The sequence below is a fragment of the Paenibacillus shunpengii genome (assembly GCF_042684905.1).
Taxonomy (GTDB): domain Bacteria; phylum Bacillota; class Bacilli; order Paenibacillales; family Paenibacillaceae; genus Paenibacillus; species Paenibacillus shunpengii.
Map to the genome: position 1 here is coordinate 764,209 of NZ_JBHUMJ010000002.1, position 16,318 is coordinate 780,526.

Below are 16,318 nucleotides of genomic sequence, written 5' to 3' on the forward strand. Positions count from 1 at the left end.
GCTTGTCTCGCCTAATTATCAACTTTAAATGATTGACGTAATCCCCTTATATTTGGTAAAGTATCAAATAAAGTAATTCCTAGCGATTTTCTAGGGAATATATTGGGGGATGGGGAAATATGCACGTTGAAGTCCGTGGGTTGAACAAACATTTTGGGAATTTCCATGCGGTTAAGGATGTTTCCTTTGATATTGAAAAAGGTCATCTTATCGGTTTGCTTGGACCGAGTGGTGGAGGTAAAACTTCGATCTTGCGCATATTAGCCGGTCTTGAGCATCCGGACGCAGGTGAAATCCGTTTCCATGGACAGCTCGTTAACGACCTTCCTCCACAGGAACGGGGAATCGGCTTTGTTTTTCAGAGCTATGCGCTGTTTAAACATATGACCGTGTTTGAGAATATTGCGTTTGGACTTAAGGTCAAAAAGCAATCGAAGGCACAGATTCATGATCGGGTGATGGAGCTTGTAGAGCTTACAGGCCTAAGCGGCTTTGAGAAGCGTTATCCTCATCAATTATCCGGGGGACAGAGACAGCGTGTTGCCTTTGCAAGAGCGCTGGCGCCTGAGCCGCAGCTGCTGCTGCTTGATGAGCCTTTTGCGGCGATTGATGCGAAGATCAGACAGGAGCTCCGTTCATGGCTGCGTGAATTGATTGAGCGGGTTGGAATCACTTCGATCTTCGTTACTCACGACCAGGATGAGGCTATAGAAGTAGCGGATGAGATCATGATCATTAATCAAGGGGCATTGGAGCAGAAGGGAACACCTTGGGATATTTACAAGCGCCCGGAAACACCATTCGTCGCTTCGTTTATCGGAGAGTCCACTATTGTCGAGCATGCGCGTGAACTGAAAGGGTTTGATATCGAGGCTGTTTCGAATGACGCGAAGGCTCTCATTCGTCCTGAATATATCGAAGTGGGCAAAGAGAATGAGTTCACACTTCTATCTGCCACGGAGAAAGGCGTTGTAAGAGCACTTCATTTCCGTGGGAGCGAGTGGCTTGTCGAAGTCACGGTAGGCAAGCATCGGCTGATTACTTATCGTTCTCTTGAGAAAGAGACCCTCTCCGTTGGCCAGGAGGTTCGTGTGCTTGTGCATCGAGCATATCTGTTTAATGATCAGGACAACTGGATGGTGGAAAATAGTTTGAAGCGTGATCCAATGCCGATAACGATCTAGACATCACTCTGCTAGGATATCAATCAGATAGCAAGCTGTTCTTATACCCTGACGTATGATGCGTACAGGGTTTTATTTTGTTCAATTGGCAACGATTCGTCTTTGCTTTTTATTCAAGAATGCTGGAAGTCATGGCTGAAGCTTTATAATAAGCCCTCAGTCATTTTATAATAGGATAGAAATCCAGTATGCAATAAATTAAATGTACGGCATCATTTACGACATAATTCAGAGGTGCATCAACCATGACAGATCAAGTTAAATTGTCTCAATATTCCGCAATCCTATTGGAGAATGCGCGTCATTACGGCGTTACAGACGAAGACGTACTAGCAGCGATACGCACCGGGGATCTGGCGGCTTTTAGCCAAGCAGAACGTGAACATTATACTTACGAGACTTTTCTCTCGTATGCGAAGGAGCACGGGGAGGAGCTTGAGCGGGCCGTTCAGGAAGGGTATCGCATCACGTTCAATACCAACAATGGACTTAAAAATTGGATTGCGATTACATTTGATCTGAAGCCAGGAATTGATTTTAATGCAGCGGAGGGTCTTGTAGACGGGCTTATCCTTACTGGAGAGCAGGCAGAGAAGCTTAGAAAAGCGCTTGCGTCCAATTGGCATATAGCAGATGAGAAAGATACGGCAGACGGTCATAAAGAGCTGACTTTAAGGCTCCGGGGAATGTGATAAGAGATAAAGCTTATACATCGGCAGAAAGGACATGACAGTATATGACGATACCAGATAAACTAACGTTCCTGGGCACAGGAGATGCGATGGGAGTTCCAAGGCTATACTGTGACTGTGAGGTATGTATGGAGGCGAGGACAACGGGAATCAACCGCAGATACCGTTCCTCAGTGCTGGTGCATGGATCAGATGGAGAGTTCATGATTGACGGCGGTCCGGATTTCGTGCACCAGATGGAGCTGCTGGGCAAGCGTCAGCTGCGAACGATGCTGGTTACGCATCCTCACTTTGATCATATCGGTGGACTGCCAGAATGGGCAGATGCCTGCAGGTGGCTCGGGGAAAAAGGGGAGATGTACGCCCCGCAGGAGGTACTTGAAACGATCCAGTCACAGTTTCCCTGGCTGTCTCGGCATATCAAAATGCAGCCCTGCGATTCAGGTGTTGAGCTCGCCGGCTATCAGATCCGGACCTGGAAGGTCAACCATGGAAAGAATGGTTATTCCTACGCATACCGCCTCGAGAAGGATGGTTACCGCTGGGTTTATTGCTCGGATTCCATCAATCTGAATGAACAGGAAAGGCAGCAGCTCTATCATCTGGATCTGTTAGTGCTCGGGACAAGCTTTTATCATGAGCTGGCGGAGTTCCATACTCGTTCTGTGTATGACATGCTGGAAGCACAGGAGCTGCTTCGGCAGATAAAACCGAAGCAAACCATCTTCACTCATATGTCTCATGATGTGGATCTCCGGCAGAAGTATGATCTTATGCCGGACATCACACTTGCCGAGACAGGAATGACACATATTTTATCGTGAAGAAGCTCGATCCAGCCACCGCGCTTACGATTCGGTATAGTAACCCTGCTGCTAGAGAAGATTCGCGTATGCGATCAGCAGTCGCTCCATTCCCTCTTCAATCTGTTTCTCGCTCGTATAACAATAGCTGAGCCGGATATAAGCTTCTGAGCCTTGCGGAAGTGGATCGCAGAAGGGACCTGGGACAAAGGCAACTGACTGTTCAAGGCTCTTCTCAAGCAGGGCGATTGCATTCATATGAGCAGGAAGCTGAACCCACAGGTCGAGTCCCCCTTCCGGGCTGATCCACTGCCAGTCGGCCGCTGTCAGCATTTGCTCCATCTTCTCTTTTCGCAAGCTAAGTGCAATGCGCAGCTTCTCCATATGGGTCTGCATACGGGAGGAAGTGAAGTAGTGCTCAAAAATTTTCTGGCCGAGCAGCGGAGAACCGCCGTCTGTCAGGGATTTGAGAGTCAGCGCTTCCTTCATGAGCCATGGCTTGCATAACACGAAGGCAATGCGAAGACCTGGGGCTACATACTTGCTGAAGCTGCGAATGTACATGACGACCCCTTCCGTATCATAGCTGTAGATCGGAGGAGGAGGCTCATCTGCAAAATACATATCATACGTCGTATCATCTTCTGCAATAATGAACTGGTACTGTTCAGCAAGCTCTATGAGCAGTTTACGCTTCTCCTCTGGGAGAACATATCCCGTCGGGTTATGATAAGTCGGGTTCACATACATAAGCCGCGGGCGTGATTCTACAATGGTATGCTCAAGCTGCTCCATATCATATCCGTCTGGCCGCATCTCTACAGTGACGATGCGTGCACCAGCCTGCCGAAAAATATCAATTGCCGTACTGTAAGTGGGTCTCTCGACGAGAACGACATCGCCTGGCTTAATCAGCATCCGTGCTGCCAGATCAATGGCCTGCGTGGCTCCGGACGTGACGAGAATATCCTCTGGTGACAAGGACATATGGTGCCGTGCGTTAAAGTACTCTGCCATGACCTCACGGAGCTGGAAGTCCCCTTGAACCGTGGAATAGGTGCCGAGCAGCTTGGGATACATATCAAACACCTGTTTGACATACTCCGACATATACGTATTGGGAAGCAGAGAGGGGTCAATCAGGGCCTTGGAGAACTGATACTGCACGTCCTGCTGATGGAGTGCTGATAACACATGGGTTCGCCGGGTCAATGACAGGAAGGGAAGCGAGTCCTCTTTGGTCAGCTGGCTTGCGGCTGAGTGCAGGGGCTGAGCTGTATGTATCTGTTTTTGATTTTTCTTCTGATGCAGATGGATGACATCTCCCGAATCTATAGCATTCGTAAACGTCTTATCCGGTTGCGAGGTCAGCTTCACTGCAGGGTGTGGGCACACATAATAACCTGATCGATCTTTAGCATATATAAAATGGTCCTTAACGAGCTGCTGATATGACTTAAATACGGTCAGTCGATGTACGCCGAACTGCTCTGCGAGCGAGCGCACAGAAGGAAGCCGGTCATTCGGAGCATAATCCCCCCGCTCAATTCTCAGATGAACATAGTCGTATACTTGCTGTGATAATGGTTCCTTTGTGAGAAACTCAGAGCGTTTACTTTTCATCTTATCCACCTCATCCACTGATGCCTTTCTTCCATTGTACGATATTATGACCATCAACTGTTCTATTCTGTGCCTTCTGTTCTATTCCACTTCGCTTACAATGTGGCAATAGACGAGGAGGCTGAAGTAGAATGCGTTTATTAATTGCTTATATGAGCATGTGTTTAATTTTTGGTACGACCTTTCTGGCGATCAAAATAGGAAATGATGCAGGGGTTCCGCCGTTTTTTGCGGCAGGGGTGAGATTCTGTCTCGCAGGCGCACTCTTGTTCATATGGTGTCTATGGAGACGAAAAACAAGCATCAAGCTGCTGCTGCGTAAAAAAGTGATGATTATTGGCAGCTGTTTAACCTTTATGACCTTTGCAGGGCTATACTATGGAGAACAATATATCAGTTCAGGCGTGGCTGCCGTATTGTCTGCTACCGGACCAATCATGATCATCGGAATTCAGACATGGGTTCTCAAGAAGAAAGCCTCAGCGCTTTCTTTGCTCGGCTGTTTAACGGCGTTTGTCGGCGTTATTCTTATCCTGGTTCCCGAACTGACGATACAGGCGGGGGGAATGTGGCTTGCAGGTGCCTGCGCGGTGCTGATTGGTGAGGTGTTCTATGCATCAGGCTCTGTATATTCCGGAGCAACGAGGTCCAAACTGAGCGAATATTCGTCCCTTGCCGTAAACGCCGCTCAAATGCTGTATGGCGGACTTATGCTGCTGATCATATCCTTTATCACAGAACAGCCTGATCCGCATGTGCTATTGTCGTCTGGGGCAGCGGGCTCTGTTCTCTATTTGACGATATTTGGCTCTATGATTGGACACAGTCTGTTTTATTTCCTGGTGACCAAGACAGGACCGCTGTTTCCCTCGACTTGGCTCTATATCTCTCCCATGATTGCCCTTGGTGTCGGAATGATATTTTATGGAGAGCATGTAACCCTACTGACGGCAATCGGGTCGATGATCATCATTGGCGGCCTAATAATGGCGAATTGGCATACATTAACAGAGTGGATCCAGCTTAGAAGTCAGCGGAAAAACGAAGCAGACAGAAGCAGTGTGACAACATAAATACGAATGACAATTAGAGACATCTGATAAAGTATTAGAATGCAAATATGCTACGATTACGCATGCAGCCTAATATACCGACAGGCATTCATGTATTTTGTTTTTTTAGATATGTTTTTTGCGTATCTTTCTGGCGGTCTCAGACGTCTTCACAGTATAAGTACTTATAAGGACTAAACAAAGGGGGGCCCCGAATGATGGCCTTTGTCAGATCCGAACCCTACAGGATGTATCTGAAGTGTGCAGATGGTGACGACCATTTACAAACTTCGTTATTAACGAGAAGCATGATGTTATCCCTGTATAAATACTGCCTGTCTCTAACCGGATCAAAAGAGGATGCTGAGGATTTGTGCCAGGAGGTTTATGTCAGAATACTGCCGCATGCCGCGGATTTGAGTAAAAGTGAAGGTTATTCGATGGAGGGTTATCTGATCCGTTCAGCGCATAATGTATGGGTTGATAGCTTGCGTAAGGAAGCAAGGCGGAGAGAGCTGCTGGGTGAGATACAGGAGCAGTATGTCTGCTCTCATCAAGAGCTTGGTGATGGCCTGGCTGTAGAAGAGGCTTTTCAGGTGCTCTTGACACAGCTGACGGACTGGCAGCGGACAATATACATTCTCTGTGAGCTATTCAGCTATAAGGCGAGAGAGACCGCTGATTTGCTCGATTCTACGGAAGGAGCGGTAAAGGCTGCACTTCGCCGGGCAAGAGAGGTCATCGCAGAAGAGAGACAGCGACAGCTAGAAGCGGATGAACCTGGCGTCTTGATGAACCCCGTGTCGGAAGAGGATGCAGAGCTTCTAAGAGATTACCTTGGTGCTTTTCGTGCAGGTGACACGGAGCGTATCATACAGCTGGGACTTGGCGGCGCAGCAGATGTGGTGATGGTGACGAGTCAAGTACTTGGGCTGAAGATGCACAGCGGCACAGCTCCTCAGCTTACAACTGCATGGTGTGACAGCCTGCAGCTAATCTCACGGATAGAGATGGTGGCATAGAAAAAAGGAGAGAAGCGTAAATGCCAACCATTCCTTATGTAGTGGAGCAAACAAGCCGGGGGGAGCGCAGCTACGATATTTACTCCAGGCTCCTTAAGGACCGGATTATTATGGTCTCGGGTGAGATTGAAGATCAAATGGCAAATTTGATCGTGGCCCAGCTGCTATTCTTGACAGCAGAAGATCCGAAGAAGGACATACAACTCTATATTAACAGCCCTGGGGGCTCCGTAACCGCAGGATTCTCTATCTACGACACAATGAAATTTATTGAACCTGATGTATCGACTATATGCACAGGGATGGCGGCAAGCTTTGGCGCAATGCTGCTAACCGCTGGAACCAAGGGGAAGCGCTTCGCTTTGCCGAACAGCGAGATCATGATTCACCAGCCGCATGGCGGCAGCCGAGGTCAGGCCTCTGACATTCGGATTCAAGCTGATCGAATCCTCAGGCATCGAGAGCTGCTTAACCGGATTCTTGCCGAGTCCACAGGACAGCCGATCGAGCGCATTGAGAAGGATACCGATCGTGATCATTTTATGACAGCAGAAGAAGCTGTAGCCTACGGTTTGGTGGATAAGGTGATTAATAGATAAACCAATGTATAGAGTGAGGTATGGAAAATAAAATACCCGGATGCCTTACTGCATAGTACAGGACTATGCTTGTAAGCAGCCGGGTTATTTGTTGTCTATATGGATCTAAGCCTCTAGAATGAACTTCTCAATGACATGCTTCACGCCATCCTCATTGTTGCTCAGCGTAACATAGCCCGCAATTTCTTTCAGCGCAGGAATGGCATTCCCCATCGCTACACCAAGGCCCGCCGCTTCAAGCATCTCATGATCATTCCAGGAATCGCCTACTGCAATGGTATCCTTAAGATCAACGTTAAAATGATCCGCGAGGAAAGTCAGCGCATGTCCCTTGGTTCCTTCATGATGCATGATTTCAAGGAAATGCGGCTTGGACTTGGTAATATGCACTTCAGGACCGAGCAGCTCGCGCAGATCTACAGCCACTTTGTCCAGATAATCAGGATCATCAATGATCAGCAGCTTAGGTGCTGGTTGTTCAATCATTTTTATAAAATCAGCTTCAATGTAGTACGGCGTTTTGTTCAGTTTGCAGTAATCAACCAGCTTCTCATTCTCTTCACGGGAATACAGCTTGTCGTCAATATAAGTCTGCAGGTGCAGGTTGTGCTCCAGGCAGTACTCATAGAGCTTACGAGCAGCTTCCATTGGAACATAGCGCTCATACAGTACTTTTTCGTCCATCAGATTCTTGATTAGAGCTCCCTGATACGTAATGATCGGTACATTAAGCCCGGTCTGACGGGCAATTGCTTGTGCAGAAGCGTAAGCGCGTCCTGTTGCGAGTGTAACCACGACATCCTTGGCCACCGCAGCCTCAAGTGCTTTTTGTGTGGGATTCGTAACTTCCTTCTCGTCATTAATGAGTGTGTCATCGATATCGATGGCAATCAGCTTGTAAGTCATGGCTTCTCTCTCCTCAGTTATATCTATATTTAGTGGGGCAGTTAGGCAGGTCTACTCCTCCAGGAATACCAGACCGATGAAATCATCGAATTCCAGATTGCCGAAGTAATGTTTAATATCTGTATCCTTAAGTGCTTCACGTACTTCTTGTTCTTCATAACGCTTGCCGCGGAGCAGATTCTCGATATCAGCCACATCGCCTACCCCGAAGAAATCACCGTAGATCTTGATGTCCTCGATACGGCCTTCCTTAATATTCATACGCAGATCGATAATGCCGACCGGGAACTTCTTGGAATGCTTCACATTGCTCTCGGGAGACAAGCCATAGTTCCAATCCCAGTTCTGGTAGCGTTCCTTGGAAATTTCGTGGATCTTCTCCCAGTCCTGCTCGGTCAGCTTGTACTCAGGAACTTCATTTGCCTCCATGCCAAAAATATGTCGAAGCAATTCCTCGCGGAATTCTACAATGGTCATCTCTCGATCCATCAGGGAGCTGATGTTAGCTACACGGCTGCGAACTGACTTGGTGCTCTTGGATTTGAACTTCTCTGGATTGACCTTGAGGGAAGCGGCAACGTTCTCCAAGTTAAGGTCAAACATCAGGGTACCGTGGCTGAACATGCGGCCGCGAGTGGCAAACTGTGCATTGCCGGATATTTTTTGCTCGCCGACTTGAAGATCGTTACGTCCTGTAAGCTCTGCATTCACGCCAAGGCTGTGCAGTGCCTCAACCACCGGCTGGGTGAATTTGCGGAAGTTGTGGAACGAGTTGCCGTCATCCTTGGTGATGAAGCTGAAGTTCAGGTTGCCAAGGTCGTGGTACACCGCACCGCCGCCAGACAGTCTTCTGACGACCTGTACGCCATGCTCCTGCACATATTCCTGATTAATTTCTTCAATGGTGTTCTGGTGCTTGCCGATGATGATGGATGGCGCGTTAATGTAGAACAACAGGTAGCTCTCATCCAGGGATAAATGCTTGAGGGCATATTCCTCGATGGCGAGATTAATGCGCGGGTCTGTAATCCCTTGGTTGTCAATAAACAGCATGGTCTATTCCTCCAATTTAAGTAGTTCAAATATGTAGGCAAGGACAGGCCTGTAAGCCTGAGGCCTTGGTGTCTTGAAACACTCCATCCCTATTGTAAACGAATTGGGTGTGCGACACAAAAGGAATTGCCGTTGACGGGTGATTTTTGTAGCTTCATAATGGATACGTTACGCGTAAAAGATGACTCGGAACGTTTCCATTATATTGGAAAAGATACGCGGACATGGTCGCGGATATTTTGCATTAAATTGGATACGTTACGCGTAAAAGATGACTCGGAGCGTTTCCATTATATTGGAAAAGATACGCGGACGGTCTCGGAACATTTGCATTATATTGGATGCGATATGCAAAAAATAACTCGTAAAATTTTGCACGATTACAGATAACAAGCATGAGCAGAAAGGAAGGAACACCTGTGATAGAGGTTTATGGACATGGCGGTGACGTAGAGACCGCTGCAGTGAAATACGGACGGTTACCAGCGGACTTCCTCGACTACAGTGCCAATATCAATCCGCTTGGCCCGCCTCCTGCGGTCACACGAGCACTCACAGAAGGGATGCATCACATCCTTCGCTATCCCGATCCGGGGCACCGCAGTCTTAAACACAAGCTTGCAGCCAAGCTGAAGTTGTCCGAAGACCAGCTTCTGATCGGCAACGGGGCTGCGGAGTGTATGGCGCTTATTATTCAGGCATTTACACCTGCAGCAGTAGGCACCATTGAACCGGGATTTTCGGAGTATCGTCAGCTGGCAGAACAGTACGGCAGCCGGATAGAATACATATATGGGCATAAAGAGCTTAATTATCGGGCCGAGCTGTCAGCAATCTTGGAGCTTCTCGATAGGGTAGAGCTGCTATTTATCGGTCAGCCAAACAATCCGAACGGAGTGCAATATGCCCGAAGCGAGCTGGAAGCGATTGCTGTCTATGCTAGAGACCGGGATGTCAAGGTTGTAATTGACGAAGCCTTTATCGATTTTATACCCGAGCATGAGCGTGAGACACTGACGGACTCCTTGGAGCCGTACCCGAACGTCATTGTCATTCATTCCATGACGAAATTTTATGCAATCCCGGGACTTCGTCTTGGGTACGCGATAGGCCACCCTGATATAATATCGGCGATGTCGAGAAAACAGGTAACCTGGAGTGTAAACGGACTTGCTCTGCTCGCAGGTGAGGCTTGTCTTATGGAAAATAGCGCATACGAAGAGCAGACCCAGGCTTGCATTAAAGAGGAGCGAAACCGGCTAATGTCCGAATTGCCTGCCCTTGGCTTTCAGGTCTATCCGGGTGTGGCCAATTACTTGCTGCTGGAGACACCGGACGGCTGGAACGCCGAGTCTCTGCAAGAGGCGATGGGAAAGCAGGGTATTCTTATTCGAAACTGTGCCATGTATACAGGGCTGGGCGACAAATCCGTTCGGATTGCGGTGAAGGGGCGGCAGGACAATAGCCGGTTTCTTGAAGTGCTGCGATTATTATTGGGGGAGCAATAGATAATGACAACACCTTTTTTGCACAAGTTCGCTTCTAACCAGGCTATTCCAGATATTTATTCCTCCACACTCTGGCCTGGCCTCAAGCTAACGAAGTACGACAATGCGTATTTGCTTGTGGAATCACCTCAGACGGTTCAATCGCTGTCGAGCAGTGTTTACGGTGGAGGCATGAGCCGGATTGATCGTGCAGTCAATATATATGTAGATAAGCATTTTACGTCAGATCATCCTGCAGCAGAGATTGAAGCGCGTTTAAAAAAATGGAAGCTTCCTGCATCAGGCACCGCCGGTCTGCTGACAGCAGTGAAGCTAGCACATGTTTCTGTTATAGAGGAAAGTACCGACCATGCCGTCGTCTTCTGCTGCACGACAGCGGGAGCCGGCAATGCAGCCAGAGCGGCGTCTCCAAGGACTGTTTTTCCCGCAGCCTATTCTCCAGGCACGATTAATACGATGCTGTTTATTGCCGGTGAGCTGACTTCCTATGCCATGGTCAATGCGCTGCAAACTGCAGTCGAAGCAAAGGCTTGCGCTCTGCAGGATCTCGGAGTCAGGGATGCTGAGAACGGAATGATCGCTTCGGGGACAACAACAGACGCCGTTGTTCTTGGTGTCAGCGGATTTAAACCGGATGGAAGCACACCGGACAAAATGCATGCTTATGCCGGCACTGCTACAGAGCTGGGCTCCTGCATCGGACGGCTCGTATATGCGACGGTCACCGAAAGTCTGCTCGCTGGAGAGGGGGCGGCAGGATGACCCTGGCTCTCATTCTTCTCTGCGCCTACATTCTTGACAGGATCATCGGTGATCCGAGATGGATTCCCCATCCGGTGATTGGCATGGGTAAAGCAATATCGGCATTAGAGAAATCTATCCGCTCCAAAGTGACTTCAAATAAGGGATTACTGTTTGCAGGCTTCCTGTTTCCGATTGTCATCGTAGGCGGTTCTTTTCTCATCACTTGGGCGGTGCTCAAGCTGCTTTCGTTCGTTCATCCTTATCTTGCCATTGCCGCCGAGATCGTTCTGATCGCAAGCACGATTGCAGCCAAGGGGCTGAAGGAGGCGGGAATGGAGGTATATAAGCATTTAAGAAACCGACAGCTCCCGGAAGCCAGGAGGTCACTTGGCATGATTGTAGGCCGGGACACTCACCATCTGGATGAACCGGAAATTGTCCGCGGAACGGTAGAGACGATTGCGGAAAATATTGTGGATGCCATTATATCTCCCTTATTCTATGCTCTGATCGGCGGTGCTCCTCTAGCGATGGCGTACCGTGCAGTCAATACACTGGATTCGATGGTAGGGTACAAGAACGAGAAATATTTCTACCTTGGCAAAGCCTCCGCCCGGCTTGATGATGCAGCTAACTATTTGCCTGCTCGTATTTCCGCACTGCTGCTGTTTGCTTCGGCTCGTATACTAGGGCTGCATGTTGAGAATAGCATTCGAACAGTGAAGGAGGACGCAAGCAAGCACCCCAGTCCGAACGGTGGATACCCTGAATCGGCGGTCGCAGGTGCTATCGGAATACGGCTCGGGGGGGTTAACGTATATCACGGTGTGGAATCGTTTCGAGCTTATATGGGCAAGCCATATCATACGCTTGAGGCTGCACATATCAAGACAAGCATTACAATGATGTTTGTGTCATCCAGTTTGTTTGTCTTGATCCTCTGTGCCATTATATCTGTTCTATCCATCATCGGTATCGAATGGATGTGGTGGAGATGAATTCTGGGCTTGACCTATATCTCGTCAGACACGGAAGAACGTTATGGAATATGGAAAAAAGATATTTGGGGCATACCGATGTGCCTCTTCATCGTAATGCCGCAGCTGAATTGAAGGCGCTCCAGCTCAAGATTAAGCAAGAGGAGCTGGCATTTCAGTATGTGTACATCAGTGATCTAGTTCGTGCAATGCAATCCCTTCAGATCATTGCGCCGCATCTCGTCAGTAAGGCTGTGAGGGATCACCGGATCCGCGAGTATCACTTTGGTGATTGGGAAGGATCTACCTATGACATGCTTAAGGACAACCCTACATATCGAAGCTGGATCGATCATCCGGAGCGGATTACGCCGCCGGGTGCAGAGCCTTTTACTGCCTTCGAGGGGCGAATATCTCAATTTGTCGAGAGCAGGCTGCTGCCGATTCTGGAGAACAAGGATGGGGTGGATCTTTCATCCGGCGGCACCCAAATAAGTATGAAGATGGCCTATCCGAAGGTGCTTATCATTACGCATGGCGGCGTCATCAGACAGCTTGTATCAGCCTATGTACAAGACAGAGATTTCAACTCCGCCATGCCTGGTCCAGGAGAAATGCAGGTACTGCGGCTCCGACTTCAAGCAGGACAGCTGAGTGGAGAAATTCTGAATTAAGTAATTCAGAGTTGGCGTTCCTTATTTTCAAGGGAAAACTTGGGTTGTAGAAATACAGCCTTTCCCCTATAATCAACAACAGAAGTTAAGGCCTCCATACACTTGAACAAGTATGTATAATCATGAATCGATAAAGATTTATACATCAACAAACGAATAATAGCCGACAAGGTCCTGGCAGCGAATGACGTTAATAGAGCTGCTCAGGTTAAAAGGGAAGCCGGTGCAAATCCGGCACGGTCCCGCCACTGTATACCAGGGGCAGACAGCGTTATATCCACTGTTTCTTATGTGAGAAATGGGAAGGGCAGCTGTCCAGCTATATCAAACCTGGTGAGTCAGGAGACCTGCCTTGTCGGAATGAAGCGTGCGATCCTTCGAGGAAAGGATACGTTTTGCGATGTTCTATGCCCATTTTTAAGGGGCAGTGCGAGACGTAAACCTTGATCCTGGCTTAAGGACCAAGGTTTTTTTGCTATGGATTGGAAGTCAGGTGGATAGGTTATGGGCTAAGCTTTGAAACAATTTATTACGGGTTAACCAGATCTGAAAGGGAGAGAGTCATGAACAAAATGAAAAAAAGCGTATTATCCTTACTGCTTACATTAATGATGGCAATGATGCTTGCTGCATGCGGCACCGAAACGGAAACGTCTGAAGGGACGGGACAAGCTGCGCAGCAGGAAGCAGGACAAGCAGCCGATCAAGGATCAGAGACGAATAATGACAGCGAGGAAGCTTCGAGTAAGACCGAATATCCGCTGACCTTAACAGATGCGACTGGAGAATCCTTTACATTTGAACAAGCGCCGGCCAAAATCGTGTCCGTATCACCCGCAGAAACAGAGTCCCTCTTCGCCATTGGACTTGAGGAGCAAATTGTAGGTGTATCTGATTTTGACGATTATCCCGAAGCTGCAGCCTCCAAGCCCAAAATGGGAAGCTTGTATGAACCCAATGCTGAAGCGATTATCGCGGCTGAGCCGGATATCGTGTTTACAGGAATCTCCATGGATGAAGCAGCAGTGCAAAAATTGCGCGATCTTGGCATCGTCATCTTCAAAACAGATCCTAAAACCATCGATGATGTTATGAAGAATATCGAAGTCTACGGTCAGATTACAGATCGCCAAGCCGAAGCTGCAGAAGTGGTAGATCAAATGAAAGCTGATATTCAGGAAGTGTCGGATAAAGTAGCTGCACTGTCAGATGAAGAGAAGAAGCAAGTGTACGTTGAATTCTCTCCAGGCTGGACGGTAGGCAAAGGCGAATTTATGGATGAAGTGATTACTCTTGCTGGTGGAGTCAATGTAGCAGGAGATACAGAGGGCTGGAATGAAATCAGTGAAGAGAAGATCATTCAAGCCAATCCTGACGTGATTCTGTACGCAAGCGATGTTATCGATGATAACAATCAAACACTGGATCAAATCATCACAGCTCGTGATGGCTGGAACGAAATTACGGCTATTAAAGAAGATGCCGTTATCTCCATTGACGCCAATCTGCTCAGCCGTCCAGGTCCGCGTGTAACCGAAGGCCTGAAAGTGGTAGCGGAAGCGATCTATCCGGACCTCTTTCAATGAAAACAAAACTAGCAGGATACGGAATTGCCGGCGGTCTCCTGCTTGTGCTGACTCTGCTCCTGTGTCTGGCGATCGGGGCAGTAGATCTGCCTGTTCGCCATATTGTGGGAATCCTGGTCAATCATTTGCCTTGGGTTTCAGAACCGATTGATCCGATCTGGAATCCTTCCTCGGAGCAAATTATTATGAAGGTTCGGCTTCCCCGAGTACTGCTCGGTATGCTGGTGGGGGCAGCACTGGCCACGGCAGGAGCTGCCTTCCAGGGCGTGCTGCGCAATCCGCTGGCAGATCCGTATACACTCGGTGTATCCTCCGGTGCATCGGTTGGAGCAGCAGTCATGATCTATTTTGGATTGCAGTATGCGGTTCTTGGAGAATGGATGCTGCCTCTGGTTGCCTTTGTCACAGGGATCATTACGTTGTGGGCGGTGCTCGCGCTTGCCAGTGAAGGCGGCAGGATTCCGACGCACAGCCTGATTCTATCCGGTGTAATTATGCAGTCCTTCCTCGGAGCGTTTGTGTCCTTCTTAACAGCCATGTCCAAGGATACAGTGAATCAGATACTATTCTGGACCATGGGCAGCCTCAGCTTACGAGGATGGTCATATACGGCCATCCTTTTTCCGTACTTGATCATTGGGATTGTGTTTCTATGGAGCCGGGGAAGGGCGCTTAATCTGCTTGCGCTGGGTGAGCGGCAGGCAGCACATTTGGGAGTCAAGGTAGAGTGGCTTAAGCTCTCTGTTCTAATTGTTGCTACCTTGTTGACGGCTGCTGCTGTATCGGTAGCTGGAGTCATTGGATTTGTCGGGCTTGTGATTCCGCATATGCTTCGTTTATTAGTTGGGCCGGATTATCGTCTCCTTATTCCGTTATCCGCGATCATGGGAGGCATCTTCCTGGCATGGGCTGATATGGGGGCGAGAACGATTCTTGCACCGGTAGAGATCCCGCTCGGAGTCGTCACTGCATTTGTAGGAGCACCGTTCTTCGCTTACCTGCTGCACCGAAGCAAGAAACTGCGAAGGGGAGGAATGAGATGAACTCACGGATTCAGGCAGAGCAGCAGAAATCTTCACAGGACTTGACCGCGTCAGCTCGTACCTCCGCTCCGGTGCTGGAAGTGAAGTCTGCGGCCAAAGCCTATGGAGACCATATGGCACTTCGCAATATCGATTTTACGGTTCATTCAGGAGAATGGTGGGGTATCGTAGGGCCCAATGGCAGCGGCAAATCGACACTGCTTCACTTGCTGTCCGGTGTCCTAGCTCCGAGCTCCGGCTCTATTCTGATCAAAGGCAAGCCGGTTAAAGAATACAGCAGGCGGGCGTTATCCCGGCTTATTGCTGTATTGCAGCAGGACGGGCTGCCTGAAATTGATTATTCTGTACGAGATGTTGTAGCCATGGGCAGGTATCCTTATCAGGACTGGCTGGGACGGGATCAATCCGATGGAGAAGAAGTAGTGGATCGCGTACTTGAGCAGCTTGAGCTGTCTCCTTTTGCCGATCGTCTGCTTACGGAATTAAGCGGAGGTCAGAGACAGAGGGTGGCACTCGCCAAGGTAATGGCTCAGGAGCCGGAAATTTTGCTGCTGGATGAGCCGACAACCTATCTCGATATCCATTATCAGCTCCAGTTCATGGAACTGCTCGCAGATTGGCGCAGGAGAACCGGTATTACCATTGTCGCTGTATTGCACGACCTCAATCTGGCTTCACTTTTTTGCGACAGTATTTATGGACTTCGGGCAGGGGAGAGCTTCATGCAAGGGAGCCCGGATGAATGTGTCACAGAAGAGCATTTAAGAAGTCTGTTTCAGGTTGATCCCGTCATGATTCGTCATCCACAACATGAGCTTCCTCAATTCTTGCTTAAGAAAAAAGACTAGGCTC

Annotated in this window: 16 protein-coding genes and 1 riboswitch; of the genes, 13 read left to right on the forward strand and 3 right to left on the reverse strand. The window is 48.7% G+C overall.

Going from position 1 to position 16,318, the window contains the following annotated elements; genetic code table 11:
• The first annotated feature begins 119 nt into the window (after positions 1–119).
• The 3 genes from ACFSVM_RS03410 (at position 120) to ACFSVM_RS03420 (ending at position 2,700) form a co-directional block, all read left to right on the forward strand.
• Positions 120–1,184 carry a sulfate/molybdate ABC transporter ATP-binding protein gene (locus ACFSVM_RS03410; protein ID WP_090723731.1) on the forward strand — a complete coding sequence of 355 codons (1,065 nt, stop codon included), beginning with the start codon at positions 120–122 and terminating at the stop codon, positions 1,182–1,184.
• Between the two features lie 245 nt (positions 1,185–1,429).
• Complete coding sequence (locus ACFSVM_RS03415) at positions 1,430–1,876, forward strand: hypothetical protein (protein WP_076311933.1); 447 nt, start codon at positions 1,430–1,432, stop codon at positions 1,874–1,876.
• Positions 1,877–1,920: 44 nt separating this feature from the next.
• Positions 1,921–2,700: an MBL fold metallo-hydrolase gene (locus tag ACFSVM_RS03420; protein ID WP_076311932.1), complete on the forward strand. Its 780-nt coding sequence runs from the start codon at positions 1,921–1,923 to the stop codon at positions 2,698–2,700.
• Positions 2,701–2,751: 51 nt separating this feature from the next.
• On the opposite strand, the gene ACFSVM_RS03425 is transcribed toward ACFSVM_RS03420, so the two are convergent.
• Positions 2,752–4,302, reverse strand: a complete 1,551-nt coding sequence (locus ACFSVM_RS03425) for an aminotransferase-like domain-containing protein (RefSeq protein WP_379260409.1) — start codon at positions 4,300–4,302, stop codon at positions 2,752–2,754.
• 131 nt (positions 4,303–4,433) lie between these two features.
• On the opposite strand from ACFSVM_RS03425, the gene ACFSVM_RS03430 reads away from it, so the two are divergent.
• The 3 genes from ACFSVM_RS03430 to clpP all read left to right on the forward strand — a co-directional run bounded on the left by ACFSVM_RS03430 (position 4,434) and on the right by clpP (position 6,975).
• A complete protein-coding gene (locus ACFSVM_RS03430; RefSeq protein WP_379260411.1) occupies positions 4,434–5,375 on the forward strand; it encodes a DMT family transporter in 942 nt (313 codons plus the stop codon).
• Between the two features lie 194 nt (positions 5,376–5,569).
• Positions 5,570–6,376: an RNA polymerase sigma factor gene (locus tag ACFSVM_RS03435; RefSeq protein ID WP_090723725.1), complete on the forward strand. Its 807-nt coding sequence runs from the start codon at positions 5,570–5,572 to the stop codon at positions 6,374–6,376.
• Positions 6,377–6,396: 20 nt separating this feature from the next.
• The gene (clpP, locus tag ACFSVM_RS03440; protein WP_076311928.1) at positions 6,397–6,975 is read left to right on the forward strand and encodes an ATP-dependent Clp endopeptidase proteolytic subunit ClpP; all 579 of its coding nucleotides are present in this window, start codon (positions 6,397–6,399) and stop codon (positions 6,973–6,975) included.
• A 105-nt stretch (positions 6,976–7,080) separates the two neighbouring features.
• Here clpP and ACFSVM_RS03445 read toward each other — a convergent pair whose 3' ends face one another.
• Positions 7,081–7,881, reverse strand: coding sequence for a Cof-type HAD-IIB family hydrolase (locus ACFSVM_RS03445; protein ID WP_076311927.1), 801 nt, complete (start codon positions 7,879–7,881; stop codon positions 7,081–7,083).
• Between the two features lie 51 nt (positions 7,882–7,932).
• On the reverse strand, positions 7,933–8,934 hold the full coding sequence (locus ACFSVM_RS03450; protein ID WP_076311926.1) for a lipoate--protein ligase: 1,002 nt from the start codon (positions 8,932–8,934) through the stop codon (positions 7,933–7,935).
• 419 nt (positions 8,935–9,353) lie between these two features.
• On the opposite strand from ACFSVM_RS03450, the gene cobD reads away from it, so the two are divergent.
• The 7 genes from cobD to ACFSVM_RS03485 all read left to right on the forward strand — a co-directional run bounded on the left by cobD (position 9,354) and on the right by ACFSVM_RS03485 (position 16,314).
• Complete coding sequence (gene cobD, locus ACFSVM_RS03455) at positions 9,354–10,442, forward strand: threonine-phosphate decarboxylase CobD (protein WP_379260415.1); 1,089 nt, start codon at positions 9,354–9,356, stop codon at positions 10,440–10,442.
• 3 nt (positions 10,443–10,445) lie between these two features.
• On the forward strand, positions 10,446–11,204 hold the full coding sequence (locus ACFSVM_RS03460; protein ID WP_379260417.1) for an adenosylcobinamide amidohydrolase: 759 nt from the start codon (positions 10,446–10,448) through the stop codon (positions 11,202–11,204).
• Complete coding sequence (cbiB, locus tag ACFSVM_RS03465; protein ID WP_379260419.1) at positions 11,201–12,184, forward strand: adenosylcobinamide-phosphate synthase CbiB; 984 nt, start codon at positions 11,201–11,203, stop codon at positions 12,182–12,184. Before ACFSVM_RS03460 ends, cbiB begins: the two co-directional genes overlap by 4 nt.
• Positions 12,181–12,837, forward strand: a complete 657-nt coding sequence (locus ACFSVM_RS03470) for a histidine phosphatase family protein (RefSeq protein WP_076311922.1) — start codon at positions 12,181–12,183, stop codon at positions 12,835–12,837. The genes cbiB and ACFSVM_RS03470 overlap by 4 nt, the downstream gene beginning before the upstream one ends.
• 152 nt (positions 12,838–12,989) lie before the next feature.
• Positions 12,990–13,206: riboswitch (cobalamin riboswitch) on the forward strand.
• Between the two features lie 194 nt (positions 13,207–13,400).
• Positions 13,401–14,423 carry an ABC transporter substrate-binding protein gene (locus tag ACFSVM_RS03475; RefSeq protein WP_090723719.1) on the forward strand — a complete coding sequence of 341 codons (1,023 nt, stop codon included), beginning with the start codon at positions 13,401–13,403 and terminating at the stop codon, positions 14,421–14,423.
• A complete protein-coding gene (locus ACFSVM_RS03480) occupies positions 14,420–15,466 on the forward strand; it encodes a FecCD family ABC transporter permease (protein ID WP_090723717.1) in 1,047 nt (348 codons plus the stop codon). Before ACFSVM_RS03475 ends, ACFSVM_RS03480 begins: the two co-directional genes overlap by 4 nt.
• Entirely contained in the window at positions 15,463–16,314 is an 852-nt protein-coding gene (locus ACFSVM_RS03485; RefSeq protein ID WP_083655754.1) for an ABC transporter ATP-binding protein, read from the forward strand. The genes ACFSVM_RS03480 and ACFSVM_RS03485 overlap by 4 nt, the downstream gene beginning before the upstream one ends.
• The last annotated feature ends 4 nt before the right edge of the window (positions 16,315–16,318 follow it).

Bases quoted from the DNA above. Each gene is read 5' to 3' on its own strand.
- ACFSVM_RS03410 (WP_090723731.1), top strand. From the start codon at position 120: ATGCACGTTGAAGTCCGTGGGTTGAACAAACATTTTGGGAATTTCCAT.
- ACFSVM_RS03415 (WP_076311933.1), top strand. From the start codon at position 1,430: ATGACAGATCAAGTTAAATTGTCTCAATATTCCGCAATCCTATTGGAG.
- ACFSVM_RS03420 (WP_076311932.1), top strand. From the start codon at position 1,921: ATGACGATACCAGATAAACTAACGTTCCTGGGCACAGGAGATGCGATG.
- ACFSVM_RS03425 (WP_379260409.1), bottom strand. From the start codon at position 4,302: ATGAAAAGTAAACGCTCTGAGTTTCTCACAAAGGAACCATTATCACAG.
- ACFSVM_RS03430 (WP_379260411.1), top strand. From the start codon at position 4,434: ATGCGTTTATTAATTGCTTATATGAGCATGTGTTTAATTTTTGGTACG.
- ACFSVM_RS03435 (WP_090723725.1), top strand. From the start codon at position 5,570: ATGATGGCCTTTGTCAGATCCGAACCCTACAGGATGTATCTGAAGTGT.
- clpP (WP_076311928.1), top strand. From the start codon at position 6,397: ATGCCAACCATTCCTTATGTAGTGGAGCAAACAAGCCGGGGGGAGCGC.
- ACFSVM_RS03445 (WP_076311927.1), bottom strand. From the start codon at position 7,881: ATGACTTACAAGCTGATTGCCATCGATATCGATGACACACTCATTAAT.
- ACFSVM_RS03450 (WP_076311926.1), bottom strand. From the start codon at position 8,934: ATGCTGTTTATTGACAACCAAGGGATTACAGACCCGCGCATTAATCTC.
- ACFSVM_RS03460 (WP_379260417.1), top strand. From the start codon at position 10,446: ATGACAACACCTTTTTTGCACAAGTTCGCTTCTAACCAGGCTATTCCA.
- cbiB (WP_379260419.1), top strand. From the start codon at position 11,201: ATGACCCTGGCTCTCATTCTTCTCTGCGCCTACATTCTTGACAGGATC.
- ACFSVM_RS03470 (WP_076311922.1), top strand. From the start codon at position 12,181: ATGAATTCTGGGCTTGACCTATATCTCGTCAGACACGGAAGAACGTTA.
- ACFSVM_RS03475 (WP_090723719.1), top strand. From the start codon at position 13,401: ATGAACAAAATGAAAAAAAGCGTATTATCCTTACTGCTTACATTAATG.
- ACFSVM_RS03480 (WP_090723717.1), top strand. From the start codon at position 14,420: ATGAAAACAAAACTAGCAGGATACGGAATTGCCGGCGGTCTCCTGCTT.
- ACFSVM_RS03485 (WP_083655754.1), top strand. From the start codon at position 15,463: ATGAACTCACGGATTCAGGCAGAGCAGCAGAAATCTTCACAGGACTTG.